The organism is Richelia intracellularis HH01 (genome assembly GCF_000350105.1).
GTDB classification, from domain to species: Bacteria; Cyanobacteriota; Cyanobacteriia; order Cyanobacteriales; family Nostocaceae; genus Richelia; species Richelia intracellularis.
On the sequence record NZ_CAIY01000016.1, the window covers coordinates 19,812 to 46,354 of the forward strand.

General features: G+C 31.7%; 12 protein-coding genes and 2 tRNA genes. 5 read left to right on the plus strand and 9 right to left on the minus strand.

Features of this window, described 5'->3' with window-relative positions:
- The first annotated feature begins 68 nt into the window (after window positions 1–68).
- Window positions 69–1,610, plus strand: coding sequence for a carotenoid isomerase (gene crtH, locus RINTHH_RS01510; RefSeq protein ID WP_008232029.1), 1,542 nt, complete (start codon window positions 69–71; stop codon window positions 1,608–1,610).
- A 429-nt stretch (window positions 1,611–2,039) separates the two neighbouring features.
- Here the strand turns inward: crtH and RINTHH_RS01515 are convergent.
- Window positions 2,040–2,113: transfer RNA gene (locus RINTHH_RS01515), tRNA-Val, on the minus strand.
- Between the two features lie 1,518 nt (window positions 2,114–3,631).
- Between RINTHH_RS01515 and RINTHH_RS01520 the strand changes: the two genes are divergently transcribed.
- Window positions 3,632–4,411, plus strand: a complete 780-nt coding sequence (locus tag RINTHH_RS01520; protein ID WP_008232031.1) for an SDR family NAD(P)-dependent oxidoreductase — start codon at window positions 3,632–3,634, stop codon at window positions 4,409–4,411.
- 465 nt (window positions 4,412–4,876) lie between these two features.
- Here the strand turns inward: RINTHH_RS01520 and RINTHH_RS01525 are convergent, their stop codons facing one another.
- From RINTHH_RS01525 to pheS, 8 genes are all read right to left on the minus strand, one after another.
- A complete protein-coding gene (locus RINTHH_RS01525) occupies window positions 4,877–5,656 on the minus strand; it encodes a photosystem II S4 domain protein (RefSeq protein ID WP_008232033.1) in 780 nt (259 codons plus the stop codon).
- Window positions 5,657–5,714: 58 nt separating this feature from the next.
- Complete coding sequence (locus RINTHH_RS01530) at window positions 5,715–6,224, minus strand: hypothetical protein (RefSeq protein ID WP_044304357.1); 510 nt, start codon at window positions 6,222–6,224, stop codon at window positions 5,715–5,717.
- 1,321 nt (window positions 6,225–7,545) lie between these two features.
- On the minus strand, window positions 7,546–7,938 hold the full coding sequence (locus tag RINTHH_RS01535) for a hypothetical protein (RefSeq protein ID WP_008232037.1): 393 nt from the start codon (window positions 7,936–7,938) through the stop codon (window positions 7,546–7,548).
- 1,195 nt (window positions 7,939–9,133) lie between these two features.
- Window positions 9,134–10,549, minus strand: a complete 1,416-nt coding sequence (glgA, locus tag RINTHH_RS01540) for a glycogen synthase GlgA (RefSeq protein ID WP_044304359.1) — start codon at window positions 10,547–10,549, stop codon at window positions 9,134–9,136.
- 211 nt (window positions 10,550–10,760) lie between these two features.
- Window positions 10,761–11,723, minus strand: coding sequence for a hydroxymethylbilane synthase (gene hemC, locus RINTHH_RS01545; protein ID WP_008232042.1), 963 nt, complete (start codon window positions 11,721–11,723; stop codon window positions 10,761–10,763).
- 1,515 nt (window positions 11,724–13,238) lie between these two features.
- Window positions 13,239–14,540, minus strand: a complete 1,302-nt coding sequence (locus RINTHH_RS01550) for a DNA cytosine methyltransferase (protein WP_044304361.1) — start codon at window positions 14,538–14,540, stop codon at window positions 13,239–13,241.
- Between the two features lie 854 nt (window positions 14,541–15,394).
- A tRNA-Gln gene (locus RINTHH_RS01555) sits at window positions 15,395–15,466 on the minus strand.
- Between the two features lie 2,356 nt (window positions 15,467–17,822).
- Window positions 17,823–18,821: a phenylalanine--tRNA ligase subunit alpha gene (pheS, locus tag RINTHH_RS01560; RefSeq protein WP_008232052.1), complete on the minus strand. Its 999-nt coding sequence runs from the start codon at window positions 18,819–18,821 to the stop codon at window positions 17,823–17,825.
- Between the two features lie 204 nt (window positions 18,822–19,025).
- On the opposite strand from pheS, the gene surE reads away from it, so the two are divergent.
- From surE to RINTHH_RS01575, 3 genes are all read left to right on the plus strand, one after another.
- Window positions 19,026–19,823 (plus strand): 5'/3'-nucleotidase SurE, encoded by a 798-nt coding sequence (surE, locus tag RINTHH_RS01565; protein WP_008232054.1) that lies wholly within the window; start codon window positions 19,026–19,028, stop codon window positions 19,821–19,823.
- A gap of 1,181 nt (window positions 19,824–21,004) precedes the next feature.
- Window positions 21,005–21,991: a bifunctional riboflavin kinase/FAD synthetase gene (locus RINTHH_RS01570; protein WP_196794866.1), complete on the plus strand. Its 987-nt coding sequence runs from the start codon at window positions 21,005–21,007 to the stop codon at window positions 21,989–21,991.
- A gap of 2,256 nt (window positions 21,992–24,247) precedes the next feature.
- Entirely contained in the window at window positions 24,248–25,600 is a 1,353-nt protein-coding gene (locus RINTHH_RS01575; protein WP_044304368.1) for a GTP-binding protein, read from the plus strand.
- Window positions 25,601–26,543 lie beyond the last annotated feature (943 nt).

A 26,543-nucleotide genomic window follows, 5' to 3' on the forward strand; every position in this document is an offset into this window, starting at 1 on the left:
ATCTAACATTGATTTTAGTATCATTTAATAAGTGTTAACTGAATCAATAGTAATTAAACGATGGCTCCATGCAGCAAAAAACTTATCCTGTAAAAGCAAAAGTTAGCCAACAATTAGATGTGATCATTGTAGGCTCTGGAATTGGCGGATTGGTCACGGCAACTCAACTCGCAGAAAAAGGTGCAAACGTATTGGTGTTAGAAAGACACTTGGTCCCAGGGGGTAGTGCTGGCTATTTTGAACGTCAAGGTTATCATTTTGATGTTGGGGCATCAATGATATTGGGTTTTGGTAAATACGGTACTACTAATCTACTTACACGCGCATTGCAAACTGTGAATATGAGATTAGAAACTATACCTGATCCAGTACAAATCCACTACCATCTTCCTAATAAATTAGATATCAAAGTTGATCGCAGCTATGAGAAATTTCTTCAAAATATTACTATGTATTTTCCATATGAAAAGCATGGAATACGAAGCTTTTACGATGAGTGCTGGCAAGTTTTTAACTATCTTAATCAAATAGATTTATTATCACTAGAAGAACCCAAATATTTATTTAGAGTTTTTCGGCAAAATCCCATAGCATGTTTAAAATTAGCCAAATATTTACCCTTGAATTTGGGAAATATAGCCAAACGCCATATTCAAGATCCTTTACTTTTGAAGTTCATCGATATTGAGTGTTATTGCTGGTCGGCAGTAACAGCAGAAATGACACCAATGATTAATGCTAGTATGGTATTTTCTGACAGGCACTATGGGGGGGTTAATTATCCGATAGGAGGTGTAGGAAAAATTGCTCAAAAATTAGTAGAGGGATTAGAAGGAGTTGGAGGTCAAATTAAATACAAGTCAAGGGTAACAAGAATATTGACTATAAATGGAAAAGCAGTAGGAGTGAAACTATCTGATGGCAAGGTTTATTACGCTAAGCGAATTGTTTCTAATGCTACTCGTTGGGATACATTCAACAAATTATTATCAGAAGATTTAAAACCATACTGCGAATATAAATGGCAACAACGCTACCAAAAATCACCAAGTTTTCTTAATTTACATATGGGGGTAAAAGCAGAAGTATTACCTTTAGATACAGAATGCCATCATGTTATACTTGAAGACTGGAAAAAAATGACAGATGAAGAGGGAACTTTGTTTGTTTCCATTCCCACATTACTAGATGCTAAATTGGCACCTAAGGGTTATCATATCATTCACGCATTTACCCCCCATTGGATAAGTAGATGGCAAGGTCTTTCAGCGAAAGAATACACGGTTAGAAAAGAAGAAGCTGCAGAAAGAATTATTAGGCGACTAGAGCAAATTTTTCCAAATATAAATACTGGATTAGATTATTTGGAAGTGGGAACACCCCTTACTCATCGACGCTTTTTAGGTAGGGAAGATGGAACTTATGGAGCAATTCCCCGGCAGAAATTGTGGGGTTTATTAGGAATGCCTTTTAATAGAACAGTAATTCCAGGACTATATTGTGTAGGTGATAGTACATTTCCTGGACAAGGTTTAAATGCGGTAGCATTTTCCGGATTTGCCTGTGCCCATAGGATTGGTGTTGATTTGGGGCTAGACAAAATAGGATAATTCACTGTAATTCCAAGGGAAATAAAGTTTTTGTATTCTTTTCAAAAATCTATTCGGCCATTAGGTAATCTTTATGGCTTTCTGTGTTTTAAGATAAGTTAAATATTTAAAATATGTCCTTTGCAGATAATCACTAACTTTCCAAGGTTTTGAAAATAGTGATAATATACCTATCTTCCACAAAATTCATGTGCATCATTAATTGGATTTAAAAACCTATGATAAACACATCATTTATAATCCAAACATAAATCCAAATTTGCAAGTTCTGGGGTTGTTTTTTTTAAAAAAAACAACCTCAGAACTTGCCCTGGAGAAAAAGCTTAAATCATAGAGTCAAGAAACACAATATCATCAAAGAGTACCAATGTTTGAGAAAAACAAAATTCTCTCGGATATTCAGTTCAAAGTCAGTAAAACAAAAGCAAGTGGACATAACTGGATTCGAACCAGTGACCTCTACGATGTCAACGTAGCGCTCTAACCAACTGAGCTATACGTCCCTATCTAAGTATCTTAAATACTAGCATAAATATTTTTATCCAGAAACCTTGTAATCACTGATTAAGTAGAATCTATGTTCTATACTGGGATAAGTTATTATAAGTTACCAATTGATAATTTACTGTAATGTTCCTACGAGTTCATTCCAATTTATAGGAAAAGATTTAACAAATCCTTAAATTTGGCAATTGCTTGATTTTAAGGTGTACATTAATTTCATATTGCTTAATACACAATAATATCCTTCTCATATCACTAAAAATTAAACAATAATTTTGGAAAATTTATCCTGCTAATAATCAAGTATAATATCTATTATAAGGATTATATATTAATAGAAATTCCCTAGTTTTTTTACTTGCTATAAGTCATGTTTAATTGTTAAATAAATCATAATGTTAAGGTATACTATTATACTAATTTTTTTATACAGTATATTGTGGTGAAATACTCCTATTTTCTAATCCTAAGAAGTAAAGGAATTTTAATAAATAAGCAAGATAATGAACTGTTTCCGAGTGTACAATTGATTTACAGAATATATTTCTTCTCTGATCTTTGCAGATAACTTTATTTATATTTAGGCTTGCTAGTTGTATTTTTGAACTTTGGTAAATTCTAAATTTAGCTTATTATTTTTTACTAGGTTACTTCATTTTATTTGTAGATGTTGATAAAATTACAGTGTAATATTCAACAATAATTAACATAAATACCTCAGTATACTAAAAACCTTAATTAATTTTTCATAGGTTTTAATTGAATTGCTGAGATGATACTTTTTCCCTACTAAAGCATGTTCTAAATTATCTTATAGCCTATTAATTAGTGAGCTTAGTACTATTAACATCCTAATAAAATTCCCAGTTAACTAACTACCACATAATATTTGAAGGAAAATAGAATTTCAAATCACTTATATTTGTCCTTTTGCGGCTGAAATTTAAGTATTACTGAAAATTATATTGGGGTAAAATAGAACATAATTTTGGTTCACAGAAAGTTTAAATCTCTATAATAGGGAAACTAGTGTTCTACTACTTAATCTAGTCATTGCCTAATTTAGCAGCTCTGATTTCAGCCCTAAATACTAGGTATAGCAATTGCTATTTTCCATTATTTTCGAACATATCTCATTGCCAATTAATTTGCATACTAGAAGGCTTCCAAAAAATAATTAGCTTTTATTAATTATTTGTTAATTTTCTCATTACATTATAATAATATATTTAAAATTGTGATGTACAACTGTCACATAATAGTTTGGAGAATATACTTGAGTTTAAAGTATATTTAATATAATAAAAATATCTAAAATACATATTTTATTTTCAATAATGAAAATAAAATATAAGTACCAAGCATGGAATATTCCCAATTATAATTATTATTTTATATAGCAAAGTAGAAAATTAAATGTAAATTAATTGAGAGCTAATAACTTTCTCTAGTAGTAATAATAGTTTCTAGTTTTTGTTAAAGTTAGTTAGGTTAATTAGTAATTATAATATAGAAAAATGTTAACAGCTTTAATTACTGGTGCTTCTGTTGGAATTGGTAAGTCTTTTGCAGAAAAGCTGGCAGCAAATGGTACAAACCTTGTTCTTGTAGCTCGTTCGGGAAGTAAACTTGCAAAATTACGTCAAAAAATACAGGAGAAATATAATGTTAAAACTGAAATAATTGTTCAAGACTTAACAGAACCTGATGCTTGTAATAATGTATTTAATATCACTCAGGGAAAAAATTTAACTATTGATTTACTAGTCAATAATGCTGGCTTTGGTGACTATGGCGAGTTTGCCCAGAGGGATGGGGAACAGCAAATTAAAATGTTGCAATTAAATGTATTGGCATTAGTGGATTTAACTCATAAATATTTACCACTGATGCAAATGCGTAACAAGGGAAGTATCATTAATATATCTTCCATTAGCGGTTTTCAGCCCATACCTTATTTTTCTGTGTATGCTGCAAGTAAAGCATTTGTACTTCATTTTAGCGAGGCTTTATGGGCGGAAAATAAGCACTATGGAGTAAGAGTACTAGCTGTTTGTCCTGGTCCTACGGATACCAACTTTTTTACTGCTGCAGATTTACCCATGGATGTTGTCAGGAAAGCCAATTCCATCTCCACACCAGAGGAAGTAGTTAATAATGCTCTTAATTCCTTAGAAAAGGGGAAGTCCATTGCTGTCACTGGTGGTTTTATTAATCAAGCTATAGTTAATATTTCCAGATTCCTGCCTAGGGAAATGACAGTTAAAATTTTATCAAAGCTGTTTAGTTCACTATAGAATAAACGTACTAACGCTGATTTTCTAGAAAGCTGTTGGGAAATTTACTGATCAAATTTTCTATAAATTTTATATCTTTGTTTTAGGATGGAGTTAATTATAGGTGAATTTTGTAAAACCCTAAAATTAAGGTTTACCAGGAATATTACAATTCTAATGGAGGATAATAATCCCACTATATTTTCCTTAAATAGTTTTAACAGAATACTAGATACAAAATGAGTACTCTTCTATACAAACACTTTGTAGACTTTGTAGACTTTGTAGACTTTGTAAAATTTCCAAGTATTAATTTTCATAAGTAAATCCACAATACAATTTTCCATTAATTTTGGCACTAGAAATAAGTGTCCTAAGACAATATTTATAAATCAAGACAGACATAAAAGAATATGAATAGATAAAAGACAAAAGGGTTAGCAATCTAAAATCATAAATTTCTTTTGACCTATTTTATAGAAAGACTTATACATACCTAGTTAGTTGAACTCGATAGCGCTCTTTTTTTGTCACAGTGATATTGCCTACTTTTAAACGCCCCTTACCACGAATGGAGATTAAATCACCAGATTTAATTTGAGAACTAGCTTGTATGATTTCTTTCCAGTTAACTCTTACATTTCCACAAGTAATTAGTCCAAGCATTTTACTTCGAGACATCCCAAAACCAGCAGATGCAATGGCATCTAATCTTAAAGACGCTTCTACAGTGGTCAATTCTTTTTTACGAGGTTCCTGAACTTTTAGCTCACTTAAATTAATGGGTTCTACTTTCACAGTAACTGACCGCACTTTTTTAAGATTAAGTTCTAAGAATCCCACCAAATCTGGTATAAATATAGCTTGTGCCCCCCTTTCTCCCAACAAATTAATATCTCCTATCTTTCCCCGTATAATCCCAGTATCTAAAATTGCACCCAAAAAGTCACGGTGGCTAGCTGTATCGAAAAGAAAATTGCCTGAAATATTTACAGCTGCAATCGTCACTTGACATTGTTCTAGGAGTAATTCTGAACATGCAATTGCAACTCTTTGTCGTTCTGCTTGGGGATAACCCCCCCAAGCTAATATATTTACTTCTGTTAATCGGCTGAAAACTTGTTGTGTTTCTGCTAACTCAAGGGGAGATAAAAAGTCTGTTAATACTACTTCCCAAGTTCTAATTGCTTGTTCTGCTAAATCAATCACACGAGCTATAGTTTCTCGACTTTCAATACCCTTTAAAATCTTTTCCCTTGGCAGCATTATTAATAATAATAAACAACGAATTCTGAATGATAAATTAGGAAATTTATGTAATTCCCTAATATCTTAGATTTAGATCTGTATAATCCTGAAGATTTTCTGGATCAAATTGCCGTAGAATCAGTCTTGCTCTGTATGTAGTATTTTCTGATTCTTGGACTACAATCAAATATTTGTTGGCATTTAATCTATTTCTATATGTTAACGCATTACCACTTCCAGTCAATAAACCAAAGCCACCACCTACGAATATACTGCCTAAAGCGCCACTAAGTGCACCCAAAAGCCCGCCAACAATGTGATTACCAATTTCACCAGCCCAAGCAAATGTTTGCAGATCTGTAATGAAACTGAATGAAGAGCCTGCAAAAAAACCAAATGGAACTAACCATAAAGCCATTAACTTCAATTGTTTTCTTGCGGACTCTTTTGGATCAACTAAACCAAATTCATCAGCTGTCTTATATCCTTTACCTATAATTGTGCTTTGAATTTCTTGCTTTTCCAAAGCTAAATAAGCAGCTTCTGCTTTCATTCTGTCTGATAATATAGCAATAAGATAATTCATAAGCTTAATGGTTTTAGTAGAATTGGCATACTTTTCATATTATTTATGACTAATATAGTTTTGCTAAATCCACTTGCTATTTTACTCATCACGATCATAACTATTTGCAACTATTTCTAATTGTAGAATTATATACAATTTAGCTGTAATAATTAGTTATTTAACGGGATAAATTTTTGTGGGATAAGTCTTTGGAACTAGATTTGTAGGCAAATTATGTAAATAACAATTTGCCTAAACTGAGAAATGTTATTGTATTCATCATACCAAAAGCATAGAAATAATGCCGTGTTTATCCTTATTAGGGATATTCTTACCTGAGCTCATTAATATATAAGTGTTTTGTTAACAGAGAATATTTTATACTGTACCAGACTTACAACAACAATATTTGTATTAGTAATATGTTTATATTGGGTAAATACTCAACTAACTATCTATAATTAGTGTCTCGTGTAATTTAAACTGTAGGGCTGACAAAATCTGAAAGAATATTGCTGAGAAAAGTTTATTGATGGCTTTATTTATGTTTAGACTTCAACTATTAATGAATATTTTATCAAATTATTAATGAATATAAGGGAGAGAAAGTGACAAACATATTCTACTACATAGAATTTTTATAAACGTTGCTTGGGTAATTTACTCCCAATCATTTGACTTTAATCGGTTATCTCCGGCATAAAAATTTGTAGGCCTTTTCTTGGTGAGAGCCCAACAAGTAATTATGGAAGTACAAAATAAAAATTAACTACTTTAACTCACCAAAAATAATGATAGATAATAAGGTTTGTAAGTGGTAGGTAATGAGAGTAAGTGAGCTGGCATGGGAACATGACTAAAAATATATAATTTCCCTTAGTCTTCCAAAGAGGTATACTACGGAGAAAAACCAATTTAGACTTTTTAGATAATTGTGGTTTCTCCAGAAGCACAAGATTATTATAGGTTTTTCTCGATTACTGAGACTAAAATCAATTCTTTAGGGAATTTATCCTTTTGTACTGCTATAAGGGAGTTTAGGTTAATTTTGATGCAGTATATTTACTTATAAATATTTAACCCACATGCCAATATTTACTCCATGCAATTATTTATATCACTCAAATTTTGTATATTGTTCACCCCAGTAAACTTGATGATCATATATTCACCCAATTTAATCAGACTATTTGTCATAAAAATACACAAAATCATTCTTCCAGTTTGCTGAAACCAGTTAAATAATACTGTTTATAAGCAATATATTCTTATTAATTACAATGTAAAATTTGCTTATGCTTTATTTTGGGGGCTAAAGTAAGAGTCTAATAAAAGTCTACTATCCCTTAAAATTGTTTAGAGTTGAGTCTAATGGTTGACAAAAATTATTCCAACCCTTTTTAAAGGCATACATGAGAATTGGTGCTGCTAATAGTATTGGAAAACTAGAAATTTGCTCGAAGTACATCATAACTCCTTTTAAATTGCTATTAAGTAAGTCTTCCCTGAACTCGCTTCGACAAATAACAGTGCGCCATTTTTTTGCTAAACTATATAACCACTCCGAATTTTCTGTACCTGGTTCCTGTCCAATACGAATAGATAGAGTCATAGTTGCATCTTCTAAATCTCCCTCACAATCCTCAATTAAATCAAGGGCTTCTAAGGCTTGGGGATAATCTGCTAATAGAGAGCGGAACTGTGCAATTTCTTGTGATGTAACAATATTCATAAAGTTTTATTCTAGTCAGTTATGTTTTACCTATTCAACTTTGCCATTTTATTAATTTGCTAATCTATTGACAACTGACTGTAATCTAAAAGATAATTTTATAAAAGTAGTTTATTATTGAATTGAGCACAAGTATGATTTGAATTTGTGATTGTTCACTAGTATTCATTAATGTTCTCTTAACTAAGATAGCATAGTCACATTGGATATTACTAAAAACCTCTGATATAGAAAAATCTGATTAACTAAATATCTTTATGTTATTAATTTAACCTGGTAATTCTAATTGGTACTAGATATTTTGATGTATAGTTCCTTTTCTTTGTGGTGAATTTTTTAAATTTCAGATTTCATAAGCATCGTAAAGCTGATAAAATCCAGGGCTTTCAGTCGCTTATATACTTGCAATAGTCCCAAAACACCCCGTATAGAAAACGTAACTGAACTACTGAACATAGGGTTAAACACCTTACAGCAGGAATCATCAGAGAAATAAACAGTTAAGAGTTGATCTAAATCAACCTAAAAATTCTATAAGCTCGATCTCATATTAATGTTCATTAAATCATTTCTGTTATTGTATTTTTTATTTCCCCAGTCTGAAGTCTTATCAGTATAATGATTACAATCATTACTTGTATTACCTTGATCATTATAAAGCTTTACAGTTATTATATGACTCGCTGCATGTTACTTCATTAAGTCTATAAGTAATTACTATATATCCCAAGAACACTTTAGACAACTTATACATAAATTTATTTACCAGAAACTCCCTTAAACTTAACTCGAAAATTAGGGGCAACATTTTGTCATTGAAAAAAGAAACTACAAATTTTGCTGATGAAAGCTCTTAATAGATGAATTTTGTAATAAGATACACTAAGTTTAAAATGCTTTAGCTAATTCAAGAAGATAAGAATAGAAGAGAACTAACCATCTTAAAATATAATTAACTTCAGGTTAAAATTTTGTCAGTGTAATGATTAATTCAGTTATATCCTTGAAATTTTTCTGAATAGATAGATAACATAGTCTCTGAAATACTAAGTAAATTTATTATTCCCCAAAGAGAAAAAGCAAGGCCAAAAAACACTTTAAAAAAATAGTATTCACAATGCATTTCTTTAAGTGTTACTAATACAAATAGAATATAACCATAAAACTCAAGCCAAAGTTTTAGTTTTAATACTTTTCAATTAATATTTGCCGATTCATATTTTTGTTCTGTTTCTTCTGTCAAGCCTAAAGCTGACTGATACAGATTTAAATACTGCTTGGCTGAAGTATGCCAACTAAAATCTTGTTTCATACATCGTTTTTGTAAGGTTTTCCATTGGTCTTTGTAACGGAAACTTTCCCAAGCTCTTACCATACAGGTAAATAAATCTAAGGGTTCATATCTATCAAAACAGTAACCAGTACCTACCTGTCCCATAGGTTCGTGATGAGAGACTGTGTCTACTAGTCCCCCGGTGCGACGAACAATAGGTACACTCCCATAGCGCATGGCTATCATTTGACTAATACCACAAGGCTCAAAACGGCTAGGCATAAGGAAAACATCAGAACCCGCATATATGCGTCGGGATAGAATATCATTATAAAGCAAGTAAGTAGCTACACGTCCAGGGTAACGAGATGCCATTTGCCACATGTGACTTTCATAATAACGATCACCTGTGCCTAAAATAATAAATTGAGCATCTGTATATGCTATAAAGTTATCAAGGATTTGTAAAACTAAATCAATTCCTTTTTGTTCAACTAACCTTGTTACCATACCAATTAAGAAAGTATTGGAGTTAACTTCTAGCCCTACTTCTTCTTGTAAATAAATCTTATTGAATTTACGTTTCTCCAATGTTTCCGGAGTAAAATTCTGATAAATATACTGGTCATTAGCTGGATTATAAATATTTGCATCAATACCATTAAGAATGCCGGAGATTTTTCCACTCATTAAAGATAAAAGGCATTCTAGTTTTTCACCATAACTAGCTGTTTGTATTTGAGCTGCATAAGTTGGAGAAACAGTATTAACTCTATCTGCATATTGTACCGCGACTGACATAGTATTATGTCCTTGCATATACCAAGGACACCAAGTAATTTGATTCAAATACCATCGCCAAGGACCTTGATATGCAAGATTATGGATGGTAAATACAGTGTTAATATCTGGAGATTGATGCATCCATACTGGAATCATTCCTGTATGCCAATCATGACAGTGAATTATTTGTGGTTTCCAGTAATTCCAACAGAATTCTGCTGCCCCATTGGCAAAAAATGTAAATCTCCAAGCCTCATCTGCTCCAGAATAAATGCGTCGGGGGTCAAAGACAGGATGTCCAAATAAATACAAAGGCACACTAGTACCAGGTAGAACTGTTTCGTAAACAGCAAAATTCTGAAACATAGCGTATCCCCACCAAATAGGCTTCTTGGGAATTTCCATTTTGTCTATGAGAAAGCCATAATAGGGCATGAAGATGCGTACATCATGACCCATTTTCCTGAGAATATCAGGTAGTGCCCCCACAAAGTCACCCAGACCCCCAACTTTTGCAATAGGAACAGCCTCTGCTGCAACAAATAGAACCTGCATGATAACTTGTTTTTCCTAATTATCCCTATATGTTTGATCTAAATTTGCACCCGCGGCTTTTGCAGTTGGTACGTTTATAAGTTAAATTTCTCTAATTTCATGGCATGAAATTAGAGAAATTTAACTTCTACTTACTAATAATGAGCCAATATGCATAATGCGACCCTGATATTTCTACTGGCAATTTTTGGATGTCAGGCTAATAGAAACTTCACCTTGATCCGGCTAATATTTCATCCAAAATTTCTTGCCCCCCCTTTTGGCTTAGACTTTCAGCTAAAAGAAAACCTAATTGCTCAGCATCTTCTATAGTACCGATGATAGTATCTTTTACTAACCTTTTTCCATCTATACTGGCAACTACACCCATTAATGTCAATCTATCATCAATAATTCTAGTACTTACACCAATAGGAACTTGACAACCACCTTCCAAGGTTCGAAGGAGTGCCCGTTCTGCTAAACAGCAATCGCGGGTTTCAGGGTGCTCAATAACTTTTAGGAGAGAAATTAGCTCTGCATCATCAGCACGACACTCAATTCCTAAAGCTCCTTGTCCAACAGCATGTAGGGAGATATCATTGGGAATGACTTGATGAATACGATCCCTCATACCCAGTCTCTTCAAGCCCGCTACCGCAAGAATTAAAGCATCATATTCACCAGTATCCAACTTTGCTATACGAGTGTTCAAATTACCTCTTACATCCTTAAAGTTAAAGTGGGGATACTTATTACGTAGTTGAGCCAACCTCCTTAGTGAAGATGTGCCGATGATAGCATCAATGGGTAAGGTATCAATCTGTAGCTTATTATACTTAGTATTTACAACCAAGGCGTCCGCGGGATTTTCTCTTTCAGTAATTGAGGCTAGGACCAAACCTTCTGGCAAATTAGTTGGAAGATCCTTCAGGGAATGAACTGCAAAATCAATCTCATGATTTATCATCCCTAGTTCCAATTCTTTGGTAAAGAGCCCTTTATCTCCTATTTTAGCCAAGGCAACATCCAAGATCTTATCACCTTGAGTAGATATGGCACAGACTTCAAAATTGATATCAGGAAAGGATTTCTGGAGTTCTTCTCTTACCCAATATGTTTGAACCAGAGCTAACTGGCTTTTACGAGAACCAATACGAATAGTACGTTTAGAACAGGAAACAAGAGATGTCATAAACTAAATACTTAGAGTCAGGAGTCAAATTCACTCTCATCTAGACTACCGCAGCGGGTGACAGATTCAGCTATCAGTATATTACTTATTGTTTATTTACTTTATTCTCCACCAATAATGATATAAATGGTGTGATTAACATTATTGGATCATATGCTGCAAATCAGCTAAATTATATGTTTAGTAAAATGTGAATTATGAGATGAAAGCAAGCATCTAATATGATAATTCTCTTGGGAACATTTTTACTTTTATGATTGGCTTATTTACTGATGCTAGTATCACCTTTATATTTGACATGGCTGATTTAAAAAAATAATAAATATTAACTGAAGAAAATTACTGATCTTCAATCTATTTATAAATTATCAAAAAATATATAAAACATTTTTTGCTTCATAAAACATGTGTAAAGGTTATAATTTCCTATATAAAAAATAGTAAAATACTACTTAATTAACAATTATCTATGCAAAAGAATATCCCTTGATAATGTGTGTTCATCATAAGTACAAATCCGAATTTTATAAGTTTAATTGACCAGAATATGATGTCCATAAGTACTTACTTTTTCATCTAAACTTATTATTCTATAGTCACTATACATAGTATAAGCAAGCTTGTATAAAAGTTACTTCTCTTTATAAAAGAAATAAAAAAGATCACTTGTATTGGCTACCATTCTAACAATTAGGTTACCCCATAATATATTAGATATATTTTCATATATAACATTCTTAAAAAGATAGTAATTTAAAATTTTAGGAATCCTAAGCTATCTAATTAGCTCAGCAAGTATGGTGAATAAAAAGTAGATAAATAATAAAAAATTGGAAAATATGAAATCAATTGAGTATAAATTGGATAATAACTTCGAATATCATATGAATTTAGAGTATGATCTAAATCAGGCTCAGATTTACTTTTGGAGTTTAAATCAATTGAATCGAAAGTAATTAAATATTGCAGTTCATTGCTGTTGAGGTTTATTTGATTTTTCATCATAGGTTATTAGCAAACTCGAGCGAATGACTAAAAAGCTTTCCGAGCATATAATTTAATTCTATTAAGTATTCAAAGTAGTAATCTGACAAGTCTGTGTAAACCTTATATAGGGGTATTTTTAAATAATCCAATTTGGTGTAGTAACTTTTATTCAATTAAGGTTTGAAAAAAATTGAATTTGTCTAGATTCCAAAACCAAAATAATCTTACTTATTTAACTTATTTACAAGGTATTCTAATTTCCACTATCTTCTATAAGTAGGAAGTCGGAAGATAAGTTTTACTGTCTCAATTCTTCTACCTCAGTATATAAAATTGTGTTCCCGGCTCACTAAACATTAACTTTGAACTTGTAAACATCAGATTTGGCCTTAGGAATCAAATTGATAAATAGTTTAAATGGTATATATATTTATTCCACTCGAGTAAACTTTGATCATGTAGTCCAGACATCATAATACTTAAAATCAAAACTAGCTATTTAACCTCTAACTATAATTATTCAACTTCTTAAGCATTTCTTTTTCTTATTGCCGATGAATTTGAATTGTTACAAATACCATAATATAGAGCTGCTTGAGAATTAGTAAAATTAATTAGTGACTCATCACCAAGATTTAAAATAGTAAGAGGCTTACTTGGAATCACACCCAAAGCATGAATAACTTCACTGGCAATTTTCCTTGCTAGTAAGGGTGGCACTGAGTTACCTACTTGACGAAAACCATGCCATTTTGTCACATGAAAGCGAAACCAATCAGGATAGGAGTGTAAACGTGCTGCTTCCCGTACGGTGATACATCTGGGAGTAGATGGATGAATTGGACGAGGGGCAGTAAAAGAACCTCTAGAACTGGGGGTACCAGCTCTAAGGGTATTACAAAGGCCATCTTTTTCCAGTTTATAAAAGCGACTAATTGCTTCATTTTCACCTGCTGCAGTTGCCTCAAATCTATTTATAGATTCAATACCATGGCGAGTACGAACACTAGATGTTAATTTATATAAATCAAATATACGTTCATAGCCATAATTATATTTGTCAGTTTGGGGATAGTGCAACTTGTAACTATAGTCACTGAATCTACCATATTCTACAGTTGCCCAATCTTGTTCTAGTAGTTCAGGAATCAATTCTACCTCTGGTAAATCACCAATTGCATCCCATACTACTGGTGTGTAGGGTAAATCATCTTCCCGAAAGAGTAAATGTTTTGTCTTCTGCCACTTAGCTGGTTTGGTTTGAGGTTGGGGATATTGAGGTAGAGATAGATCTTGAAGACACCCCAATAGAAATAATCTGCTTCTATTTTGGGGAACTCCATAATTAGCAGCATTTAATACCTGATAATGCTCTTGTATTTGATAGCCAGATTCCCGGAACTTGTCCATCATTTCCACCAGGAAATGACGATGTTTCCCCATTATTAATCCAGGTACATTTTCCAACACGAAATATTTAGGTTTCAGATTAGTTACTACTCGCCAAAAGTGAAATAACAAACTATTATATGGATCTGTAAACGCACGCTTACCAATCAAGGAAAACCCTTGGCAAGGAGAACCACCAAATACTACGTCAATTGTGTAGTTACTAATTTGAGAAAAATCCCTAATTTCTCCACCATTTAATTCTTCAATACTTTTACATAAGACTGAACTAGATGGGAAATTAAACTGGTAAACTGCACAATGAATTGGGTCTAACTCTACAGCAGCAAGTACATCAAAACCAGCTTGTTCAAAACCAAGTGACATACCACCGGCACCTGCAAAAAGATCTACAGCAATAGGTCTTTGTTTGCTATGCATTTAGTTTTAAATTATTATTAATTCTGATTATGTGGAATAAACAAATACAGGAATAGAAAATAGACCACCCTGTTAATTTAGAGTCTTTAGACTCTAAAATTTTCATGTGAAAAGGACTAATAAAAAATGTCCATTCAATATTTTTTATTTGAATATCTAACATGTCTCTTATATATATTCTTCTATTTTGATTAGATAATATCTTAAGGAGAGAACTAAGACTAATTAAAATTTCCTGTACACTATAGCCTAATGCAAGAATCTAGGCATCTTATAAATTTAAAAGTAAGTGATATACTCAACAATATACCATATCTATATGAGAGAGCCTAATCTTAAAATCAAACGATAAAATATTTCAACTATTAGAACATAGAAAAGCTGGTATATGTTATTTTTTCTGAAAAATTATAAAATATGGATTGGCTGACCAGTATTTTAATAAAACTATACAAAGAAATATATAAGCTCAAAATAAGCAGGAATTTAAATGGTTAAATTTAGTGAAAATATTATCAACAGAAAAAATATAACTTAAAGAAAAAACTACAATTGTTTCTGCTAGAAGGAATGAGCTTGAGTAGTACGATAAACGCCAAAATCCTTATGAAAGAAGCCTTAGATTGTATGCTGCAGCTGCAATAGATACCAACTCTGATGATTTGGCATATATTTATAATATCAATCTAAAAACAATCTAATTGCTCATTTAAAGATAAATAACTTCAATTATGACTATTTTATGTAAAATTTTACATATGTACATGTTTAGGGGGTTTAACCTTACACTTGCGCATGTAATTGTGTTTTAGGAATTTACTTTAAGAATTTATGTTGTAGTGTTTCTTTTAGTACTGGGGTGCTAGGATTCGAACCTAGGAATGGCGGGACCAAAACCCGCTGCCTTACCACTTGGCTACACCCCAAAGATAATAAATAATTATAGCAGGACTAAAACGAATATGTCTAGTACTGTAAGAATTTTTCTATAATGTAATATTCATTGCTAGATTTTGGATAATAGTAAATGGTTGTTATTTTATTTGCTAACCAATAATATAGCTTTAGCTTTATTGCAATGATAATAGCAATAAAGCTTGGAAATAAGTCCCGGAGGATTTACCCATCAATATTAATAGGTTATACATTTATAGACTCAGGAGATATTCATAAACCAAAACTCACATAATTAAATATCTGCCCACTTAATACCAATAATGAGTCGTATTTTATTTTGTATCTAAGCTTAAACACTGCCAAGTACGGAGTTCGCTTGGAGCTTATTTGATACACTTGAATTAAGTAAGATATGTATAAGTTAATTATCTTAGTAATTAATTTATAAAGGAATTTAGGATATTCTTACAGTTAATTGAATTTAGTTTTAACATCAAAACTACAAGGTGTTTAGGAATTTACTCTAAGATATGAAACGATATCTAGTTAAAGGGTAATCATAAATAAGTTAGTTTGACAGCCCAGAAAAGTAGACTTGCATTAACTGCTAAAAGCTATTTGTTATTGGGATATTAAGTGTAGGTGTATTTTACGTACAAGAATAACTGTAAATATAGAAATTTATAAACTATATACATTTAGTTAAATCTATCTTGATGCACATCATTACAAAGATACTGCTATAAATTTTAACCTCTCCATCGTTTTTCTTGAGTTGGGTTATAATAAAAAACTACGTTAATTATAAAACTTAAAAACAGAAAAGGGTAAAAATTTATTATTGGTATAACTTATAATATTCTCTATCCTCATTACATTCCACACCAAATGTATGAGTTAAAGGCCTAAGGTCTGTATTTAGTATTGTAAAGCTAATTAAGTTGGATTTGATTAGAAAGCTAATACTCCCCACAAGAGAAGGACTTAATCTTTGTAAACTAGAATCAAGGTATTCAGCTTTAAGATAAAGTATTTTACTGTGCATAAAGTTCAATATTAACATGAGAAAAATGAGTAAAGTAAGCCTAATAATCCTCTTGATTTGAGGGTTATATGTGCCAAAATGAAATTCAACTCAAGTTTTTAATCGCAGTGAAGTCACAGCTCGATGTAAATCAATTATTTTTTCAGCATGGGGTAGTTGCCTTACTATATATGGACCCTAGTGGATTAGACCATAAGTTTAAATCTACCACCATAGATTCCTGATTGACTATTGCTACTATGTACTAGTGGTAACGTGCACACAAATATAAATGACCGTAAACTTATGATCTCATAAAAAACCATACTACCCTTTTATTTTTTATTGAGTGAATATACACTTGAGAACCGAACGTTAAGTAGTTTGATATTTTGTGTGTAATTGTTCCTCTTGGTTATCATAGCTCCTTGATATATTGGGTATTTTCTAACGAATATTTATTATGTATTAAAAGTTACGTCAAACTCTTTTTCATGCGGAGGTCTAAATTTGGATTACTGTACATATAAATAAGAGTAGCCTCAATTATCTCAAATATTTTCTGGGTATGATACTTATTGGCTATTTTTTTAATGATTAGTATCATTAGAGTTTTATCAATTTAATATAGCTATGACTAGAGGAATTAGTAGGATATATTATTCTTTATTTTATTTCTTTTATACGTATTACTATTGGCAAATTTGCTTATAGTTTCTTGTATTAACTTTATCAAAAGCTGCTTATCTTAAGATAAATAAGAAATTCAAAATTAAGTTTAGCAACTTATTTAATTTTAAGATAATGCAATACTATATATAATCTTAAGCATAAAATATTCTGACCAAACCAGCAACAGATATATTCTATAAAAAAACCATAATTTATAATATAAATATTATATCAAGTTGATAATTAGTTATATTTTCTCACTTTCTATCAATAGATTCTTACAATAAAACTAGAGCTTCTCTAAATATTATATTGTTTATTACTACCTTGAGTAAATGATGATTACCTACGCCTAGAAACTAATTATAAATATAGAAATAAACAAATACCTCAAGTAACGTAGAAATTACTTAATCAGAGAAATACTCTGATTAAGTAATTTCTCTTTCTCTTATCTTATTTTATAAATTAAAACTAAATCAGTGTAGTGCTGCTTAGAATATACATTAATAGACATTTCTATAAACTTCGTTGGAAATTATGATCTAAAACTTTTCGATTTTTAAGAAAACAAAAACAGTTCAATGCAGATATCATAATAATGAACTGTTACAATCAGGTGAATATATGAGAAAAGGGAAGGTTAACTGCAAGCCCTAAACCAAAAAGTTCTGACTATGGAAGTATATCTAAAATTGCTTTAAGAATCTCAAATCACTAGCATAAACTCGGCGAATATCATCTAATTGGTGTAATACCATGGCAAAACGTTCTATCCCGAAACCAGCTGCAAATCCTGTATAAATATCCTGATCATAGCCTACAGCTTTTAACATATTTGGATGAACCATACCACAACCCATAACCTCTAACCAACGGCCATTCCACTGCAAATCGACTTCGGCAGATGGTTCTGTAAAGGGAAAATAACTGGCGCGGAAACGAATGGGTAAATCTCCAAATATCGCTTGTAAAAATACTTTGATCGTACCTTTAAGATCACCGAAGGTTAGCCCTTCATCTATAGCCAGAAGCTCTAACTGGTGGAAAACCACGGCATGAGTAGAGTCAATATTATCTCTTCTATAAACTCTTCCTGGAGCCACAACTCGAATTGGAGGTTCTTCAGTCTCCATATACCGAATTTGAACTGACGATGTATGTGTCCTCAGCAAGTTCCCATCAGGTAAGTAGAAAGTATCTTGCATGTCACGGGCAGGATGATCTAAAGGTGTATTAAGAGCTTCAAAATTATAGTAGTCCGTTTCTATTTCTGGACCAGAAGCTACTGTATAGCCCATACCTATAAAAATATCTAAAGCCCTATCTATCATCCCATTAATAGGATGAATTTTTCCTTGGGGACGAAAAATACCTGGCATAGTGACATCCAGGGTTTCCGATTCTATTTGTGCTTTTATTTTGTTTGTTTCTAAGGTTTGACGTTGCCTATCTATAAAAGCCTGCAGAGTTTCTTTAGCTAAATTAGCAATGGACCCAATTTTTGGTCTTTCTTCTGCACTCAATTGCCCCATGCTACGCAACACACCAGCCATTTTACCCTTTTTGCCTAAATAGTTAATTCGCAGTTCTTCTAAGCTTTCTAGAGTATTGGCAGAGGAGATTGCTTTTTCTCCTTCTTGCTGCAGTGTTAAAATTTGAGCCTCCAAGCTGTTGGGTAGATTCATCATTACAGTTACGAGTAATTTTACTTATCAATAAAAAGAAAGATGGAAAAAAGGTCTTTCCTAACAGTCTAGAATCTAAAACAATGTAAGTGAACTTTTTTTAATCACCATTACTATAGGAAGATAAATAGAATACCGCGAAGAATGTTTTAATAAGTTATGTGAAGGCTAAAATTTTTTATAATTTATTTTGATGGCTAACAGATGAAATTACTTATTAGTAACGATGATGGAATCTACGCTTTGGGAATTCGCACTCTGGCTAATACTTTAGCAAGAGCAGGTCATAAGGTCACTGTAGTCTGTCCTGACCGCGAGCGTTCTGCTACTGGACATGGTTTAACTTTGAACCAACCGATTAGAGCAGAGATTACTGATTCTATCTTTCACCCTAGTATCAAGGCTTGGGCTTGTTCTGGCACACCTTCTGATTGTGTTAAATTGGCCCTGTGGGTTTTGTTAGATTCACTTCCAGATTTGGTGTTATCTGGAATCAATCAAGGTGCTAATTTAGGCACAGAAATTCTTTATTCTGGAACCGTTGCTGCTGCTATGGAGGGAATTATTGAAGGCATTCCTAGTCTTGCCTTCAGCCTTGCTAGTCATACTAGCAAAGAGTTTCAGACTGCTGCAAACTTCGCAAAAATTTTAGTTGATAGGATTAAATCTCAGCCATTATCAGACTTAATGTTACTCAATATCAATATCCCAGCAGTACCATGGTCAGACATTGCTGGTGCTGCCATTACTCACCAGGGAGTGCGTCGGTATGTCGATGTATTTGATAAACGAGTAGATCCTCGAGGCAAAACTTACTACTGGCTTACAGGAGAAGTCATAGAGGATACGGAAACTCCTCAGGATGTAAATATTCCCAAAAACATACCTATTGATGTAGACGTGGTACGTAATAATTACATTAGTATTACACCCCTACAATACAACCTTACATATGGTGTTGGAATCAATCAGTTAAATGAATGGAATTTACAGTTTAAGTAATTTTTATTTTTCCATAGACAGGACTTACACGAAAAAGATAATATTTTTATGAGAATACTTAAACTACATAATTGTTCACTATTCTTTTATAAAATAATAAGAGTATACATATAATTCCAGAAAAGTAGCAGTGATATCATACTCCAATAGTTTACTTTAAACATCATATCTAACAGATATTACTTTATTATATTAATAATTATCATTTTTCTATTATCCCTTGAACTCTGATTATTCATAGTGGTGATTTTCTAATTAATCTACCCCTCAGTGAATTGAATTTTATATAACCTATAAGCTCATTCATAATTTACCCAGATATTATAGTAGTTAAAAAAATGTTAATTTTTGATAGTATTGCGAGTATACAGATTTTCAGGAATCCCTGTTAATATAAATGTTTGTAGAGGTTAATTTCTTTTTTACCTGTACTTAATTGTGGGCAAATACAGGAATTTTTCCTTTTCACTACTGCTTTTTTAAAGAGGAATGAAATTCATATTTCTAGCATGAACTCTCTGTATATTGTTACTATGGTGGAAGACCTGAAGATCATACAAAAATATTATTTTTGTGAACACTTAAGGATGCTAATACTTTAATTTATGATTCCATCTTGTACAAATAAAGAGTGTATTTCACAAACACTATCTGAAACTAACTGGGTCATTCGGTATACCACGGAAATTTTAAGGGTACTATTTTTTCAAAATATAAGGACTTTGGTAATGAAAAATCACTGTCTTGCATATGATTAATGATAATTTTTCGAATACTATTGAGAATTAATAAGCAGAAAAATCCTCTGATTCAATTAAATTTAGGGAGATACTACTAGCACTTGTTATCCTAATTTCTATGCACGGATCAAACTTCCTCTTGTTCATGTTAATTAACATTAGCTTTAATGGCAACTATTAGTGTAATTCTAGATTTTAGATTAGATTGGTGATGGGGACTCATGGATGGTTTATTGCAAAAGTATCACCTTAACTATAGCTGTTTAGGTAAAATTCAAGATGTAGTATAGCTCAGGTTTCAAAAGCGATGATTGATTTATCCCCTTTCCTATAGTGGGGTTTAGGGTTCAGTATAAATCCCTAATACATATGGTTATTGTTTTATCCGCTTTATCCTATTACTTTGTTACCTCTGAAAAAAATTACCTTCCCAGAATCGACGTGCAAAATCTGTCTCAAAATGGGTTTTCTATATGGGTTGCTAATGCAACTAAATTGTCTCTTACTCCCACAGCTATTGCCCTCGGAAAATTTGATGGTATTCATCTCGGCCATCAAAAAGTTATTCAACCCATATTAGAAGGGCAAAACAGGGAAATTACAGATAAGATTTACTCGACTGTTGTGACATTTGATCCTCATCCCCAACAATTTTTTAGTGGACAACCCCATAATTTATTAACACCCCTAGAAGAAAAAGTTGAACAGCTATGTTCACTAAAGGTGAAGCAATTAGTATTATTACCATTTGACAAAGAGTTATCTGCTCTCACCCCCACAGAATTTGTAGAAAAAATTCTAATTCAACAACTTAAAGCAGTAAGAATTAGTGTTGGGCAGGATTTTCGCTTTGGTTCTTGTCGTTTGGGTGCTGCTGAGGATTTACAAATAATTGCAGCTAAATATAATATCCCAGTACATATTGTGCCTTTGGCAGGTGATGAAGAGAACTCACCTATTAGTAGCACGACAATTCGTCAAGCTCTAAATCAAGGAGATATTATAAAAGCTAATCAATTACTAGGAAGAAAATATACCCTAGTGGGCACAGTAGTAGAAGGAGAAAAGTTAGGTACAAATATTGGGTTTCCTACTGCTAACTTGGAATTACCGTCAGATAAGTTTTTACCGAAGAAAGGAGTTTATGCAGTACATGTTTCCATTACAAGTTCTACAGAAGAGAATGTATTAAAGAGTGATTACCGCGGAGTAATGAACATAGGCATTTGTCCTACAGTCAATGGCACTCAAGTTTCGGTAGAGGTACACTTACTAGATTGGTCTGGAGATTTGTATGGAGAAAGATTACTAGTAAAAATAGAAAAATTTTTGCGTTCCGAACAAAAGTTTAACTCACTCAAAGCTTTAACTAACCAAATTCGCTGTGACTGTGACACGGCAAATAGTTTCTTCCAGTCCAGGTGTTAATCTAGCCCCAAAATCCTAAGCCTAATAATTATTTGGTTAATAATAATGAAGTGTAGAATTACATCATTTTTCCATAATAAGGACATCTATTTTCTCATTTACCATGATTGTTATATGAGAAAAATCAACTGTCTAAAAATATAGACTAGCTATTTAAAAAATGAGTAGAGGGGTTTCTCATGCAAATAGCTAAAAATATTCCTATTTTAGGGATAAGCATCCAATCACGTAGATTTATAAGAATGCAAATAATTATAAGTTTTTTTATGGAGATAACATCTAAACTTAAAACTTATTGTAATTAGTTATACTAACTATATAATTACAAACTTCAATAAGTGTAACCTTAAAAGAGTTAATAGTTAATATAGTTAAATTTTTCATAGATAATTGATAGTTATACTGGTTTATTTTTCTATAAGTATTTCATTAGCGAAATATACAGAAATTAACTAGGATTAATGATAACCAAAAAATGAGTGGGAAGTTCGTCTCTGCTAGGTATGAATAAAGCATTCTATATAGGATGCTAGAAGCAGGAAGTATGTGAGTATGATATTAACTAAATAAAAGAATAATCTATTGGGGAATACCAACCAATAGTAAAAATAAATAGGTTCATCTGGGAATAAAAAACCATACCTATCTGCATCTAGTACATATAGCTGTTAGTTTCCAGTATACTTTACTGTTAGAGAATAAGAGATAGTAAAGAATTTCCGGTAAGCTTATAAAAATAACAAAGAACTAAGAAAGTACTGAATAAATGTTGGAGAATGTAGATGATAAACCATATGGAAATAGGAAATCTTAATACCCTAGTATCTCATATATTGAGCATTCACTGGGAAAAATTAATTTATTATGTTAATTTACCCATAATACTTCTAAAGTATTAGTACTTCATGAAGCTTTAAATTTCTATTGAAGACTATCAAAACCCGGTAAGATAGAAATTAAATTATTTTACTGCATAACAAAAGCACATTTACAAACAAATGAAAATATTATATTAGAATGAGAGACTAATGAGTTTAAGAAAAACTAAACCATAGAGAATTTATAGAAAAATTATTAAATATATTAGGACAGGATAATAGTAAGTATACTTAATAAAATGTTAATCTCAATATATTTAGGCTTAAAGAAACCCCAAAAGCAGTATAATATCTAAATAATAATAAAGGTAGTAAGCTGAACAAAAAAAGCAGAAATTAATATAATTATATTTGTTTTATAATAACAACTTAACAAGAGTAGAATCTGAGAATAATTCAGGAATAATCTTTCTCAAAAATTAGTCTAGGATTTTAATTACCTTTGAGTATCTAATACTTAACTGTCAATCTGCTATTTAAATAAAGCATAAAACTAGCTTCTCAAATAGATAAAACTTTTAAGTTTCAGCTTGATAATTCTGAGTTGTTTTTCGATAAATATGTTGTAAAAATATAAGTGTAGAAAATAGAGAGCTCTATGTCGCATAATTATCTTAATAACTTCATAGGAAAAAGATTAGATATGCATTTTATTAGAAAAGATATACTTGTTTTTTAATAAAAATATCTTTAATAAGATTGATTTCTCAAAAATAAAAATAAGGCTAGGATCTATAATTATTATTAGTAATTAATTAGCAATGAGTTATTTGGTAATAGTCTATTATTCATTAATTTAGATATGAATATAGCTATGAATGTAAAAGACATTAAGATTAAATACAGAATTCTGTTGCTATTAACTAATTTGATAGTAATATTACTCTGCTAAACTTTTCAGAATTATCACAGTCTTTAAATGACTTAATTATTTTTTTAAACCTTACTTAAATTAAATAAGCTATATAATTTAGGGTGTAAGATATGAGTGAGACTGGTATTCTAGATTTAGTATTAATGAGGACTATTCTAGTTTGAAGTCAAGATATGATTAAAAATATGAATGAGATATGATAAACCACTGTTGATATCCTACAGAATATGTAAATAAAGTTCCCATAGAACTATTTTAACTTTGCTATTTTATCGACTTATAATGCATATTTACCATATAATTAGGGGGTAATTGTAAGTTTGCACTTAGTTATAATTAAAGCTCATAAATGTTTCATATTATACCCTGATAACGTCAGCATTCAAATATACAGGTGTTGTGCATTTTGTGCAAACTTATATATTAAATATGTCAAATGTTTTTTGTAAGTTTGCACTATTTATATTTTATAACTATTCCAATTCAAAACCGAAAACTGCCACCGTGTCCAGTAATCAACAAGAAAGCCATCTAAATCGTGCCCGGGCCAGTATTAAATTTATCCTATCTTGGCACAGTAATTTACGTAAACCAGGCAAAACATTATCAGATTTAGGATTAATCGGTTTAGTAAAACCATATCTAGATACTTTAATTTTTTCCCTCAATAAACTTAACTCCAAAGTAATTCGGATTAGTGCTTTTGGCTTGGTAAGCCGGGGTAAATCTGCAGTGTTGAATGCCTTATTGGGAGAAAAAATTTTACAAACTGGACCCCTTCATGGTGTTACCCAATATCCTCGTTCTGTATATTGGCATCCGGGGGGAAAAGTACAGTTAGAATTAGTTGATACTCCTGGCTTAGATGAAATTGGGGGGGAATCCAGAGCACAGATGGCTCGGGAAGTTTCCTGTCAAGCTGATTTAATTTTATTTGTGGTTTCTGGTGATATTACTCACACTGAGTATCAAGCTTTACAGGAATTAAGGCAATTACAAAAACCATTAATTCTAGTTTTCAATAAAATTGATTTATATCCAGACATGGATCGGCGGAAGATATACCATAAGTTGAAACAGTTAGGTAAGGCTAATCAACAAAGTCAGCTCCTACGACCTGATGAAGTTGTCATGGTTGCGGCTGAACCTGCACCCATAGAAGTCAGGGTAGAATTTACTGATGGTACCGTGGATTATAAATGGGAGACTCCACCATCCCAGGTAGAAAGCTTAAAGCAGGTAATTTTAAAGATTCTTAATCGTGAGGGGCAATCACTACTAGCTCTAAATGCTTTAATACAAGCACGTGACGCATCATCTGCAATTGCAGCAAAAACCATAGAAATTCATGCTGGTCAAGCAGAAGATTTAATTTGGCAATTTGCTAAATATAAAGCTCTTACAGTTGCATTGAACCCTATTGCTGTATTAGACGTTCTAGGTGGTATGATGGCGGACTTGGTACTAGTTCGCTCCTTATCACGACTATATGGCCTACCCATGACTGGCTATGAGGCAGGAAAATTATTGAGAACGATTTTAGTGGGTTCTGGAGGAATACTACTTAGTGAAATTGGCAGCAATTTGTTGCTTGGTTTAAATAAAAGTACAATTGCAATTACATATGGGGGTAATCATGCAAATATTACAACTTATATCAGTGCAGCAGTAACCCAAGCTGGGATTGCTGGATATAGCTCTTATGCAGTAGGGAAAGCAACGCAAGCATATCTGGAAAGAGGATGTAATTGGGGGAAACTAGGTGCAAGTAGTATTATAACCGAAATATTAGCAGAGGTAGAACATAATACGATTCTACATCGCTTACATCAGGAGTTATCTTTAAAAAATCGATAGTTTAAGATTGATACCAAAATCAGACGTCATCATTTGAGAATATATTATTATCTTTATCTAGAATTGGGAAAATAATCCATATATAAACAACAAAGTATTTCCAAAATTTAGTTTCTATTAATTTAGATATGAGAATCACTCACCCTCATAGACCTAGAAAACAGTAGATTATACTACCTTACTAGGAGGTAAATATCCATACAATATAAATTGTTGATGCTAAATAATTAGTAGATGCGCTGTATTGGTTAAGAATTTTACATCAGAATATTTTCTATTTTGGTTACAGTTACAACATGATTACAAAATTCTTGAAATTGTTCTGATTATTACTTCATATGTTCTTTTAGTGTACTTGAGTGCAACCCATAAATATTCAATTGAATTTAAGGTGAGTAAGTCATGCGGGAGAATAACAAATCTCATATCTCTCCTTTTCTATAAGTTCATTTATTACTTGGAAATAGTTAAGAGCTATATTTTATAATAACAAGAAAAATATCCAGGGGAAGATCTAGTAAAAGAGAATACCTATTATCTCAAATAAAAAATCATGTTTTCAACCCAAATTGAAAGTAATTGTGGTAAGTACTTTTGCTGGTTTATTTATAGAAATACCATTAACTTATTCAGTAGACAGTTTAGAAAATTCCTATACATATTTTATCTTATTTATATAAGATAATTGACTTATTTGGTTTGTTATTACAATTATTAAAATTTGATTTCCTTTTATACATTATGATTATGTATTTTAAAACTAATACTCCAAGCTTCTTGCAAAAATAGCTTGTATTGTAAGATATGACATTAATCCGCCTCTACCTTTTTTAGAAACTTGCGAAATCATTCTCAAGCATTAACTTTGTGAAAATATATTCATAAAAGTTAACTATTGATTTTTATGATTTTTATTCCTTCTTTTTTCTATGAGCAAAAAGTT

What these genes read in the sequence shown, in the direction of transcription:
- RINTHH_RS01520 (WP_008232031.1), top strand. Translation starts at nt 3,632, where the DNA reads ATGTTAACAGCTTTAATTACTGGTGCTTCTGTTGGAATTGGTAAGTCT.
- RINTHH_RS01530 (WP_044304357.1), bottom strand. Translation starts at nt 6,224, where the DNA reads ATGAATTATCTTATTGCTATATTATCAGACAGAATGAAAGCAGAAGCT.
- surE (WP_008232054.1), top strand. Translation starts at nt 19,026, where the DNA reads ATGAAATTACTTATTAGTAACGATGATGGAATCTACGCTTTGGGAATT.
- crtH (WP_008232029.1), top strand. Translation starts at nt 69, where the DNA reads ATGCAGCAAAAAACTTATCCTGTAAAAGCAAAAGTTAGCCAACAATTA.
- pheS (WP_008232052.1), bottom strand. Translation starts at nt 18,821, where the DNA reads ATGAATCTACCCAACAGCTTGGAGGCTCAAATTTTAACACTGCAGCAA.
- RINTHH_RS01525 (WP_008232033.1), bottom strand. Translation starts at nt 5,656, where the DNA reads ATGCTGCCAAGGGAAAAGATTTTAAAGGGTATTGAAAGTCGAGAAACT.
- RINTHH_RS01550 (WP_044304361.1), bottom strand. Translation starts at nt 14,540, where the DNA reads ATGCATAGCAAACAAAGACCTATTGCTGTAGATCTTTTTGCAGGTGCC.
- hemC (WP_008232042.1), bottom strand. Translation starts at nt 11,723, where the DNA reads ATGACATCTCTTGTTTCCTGTTCTAAACGTACTATTCGTATTGGTTCT.
- glgA (WP_044304359.1), bottom strand. Translation starts at nt 10,549, where the DNA reads ATGCAGGTTCTATTTGTTGCAGCAGAGGCTGTTCCTATTGCAAAAGTT.
- RINTHH_RS01535 (WP_008232037.1), bottom strand. Translation starts at nt 7,938, where the DNA reads ATGAATATTGTTACATCACAAGAAATTGCACAGTTCCGCTCTCTATTA.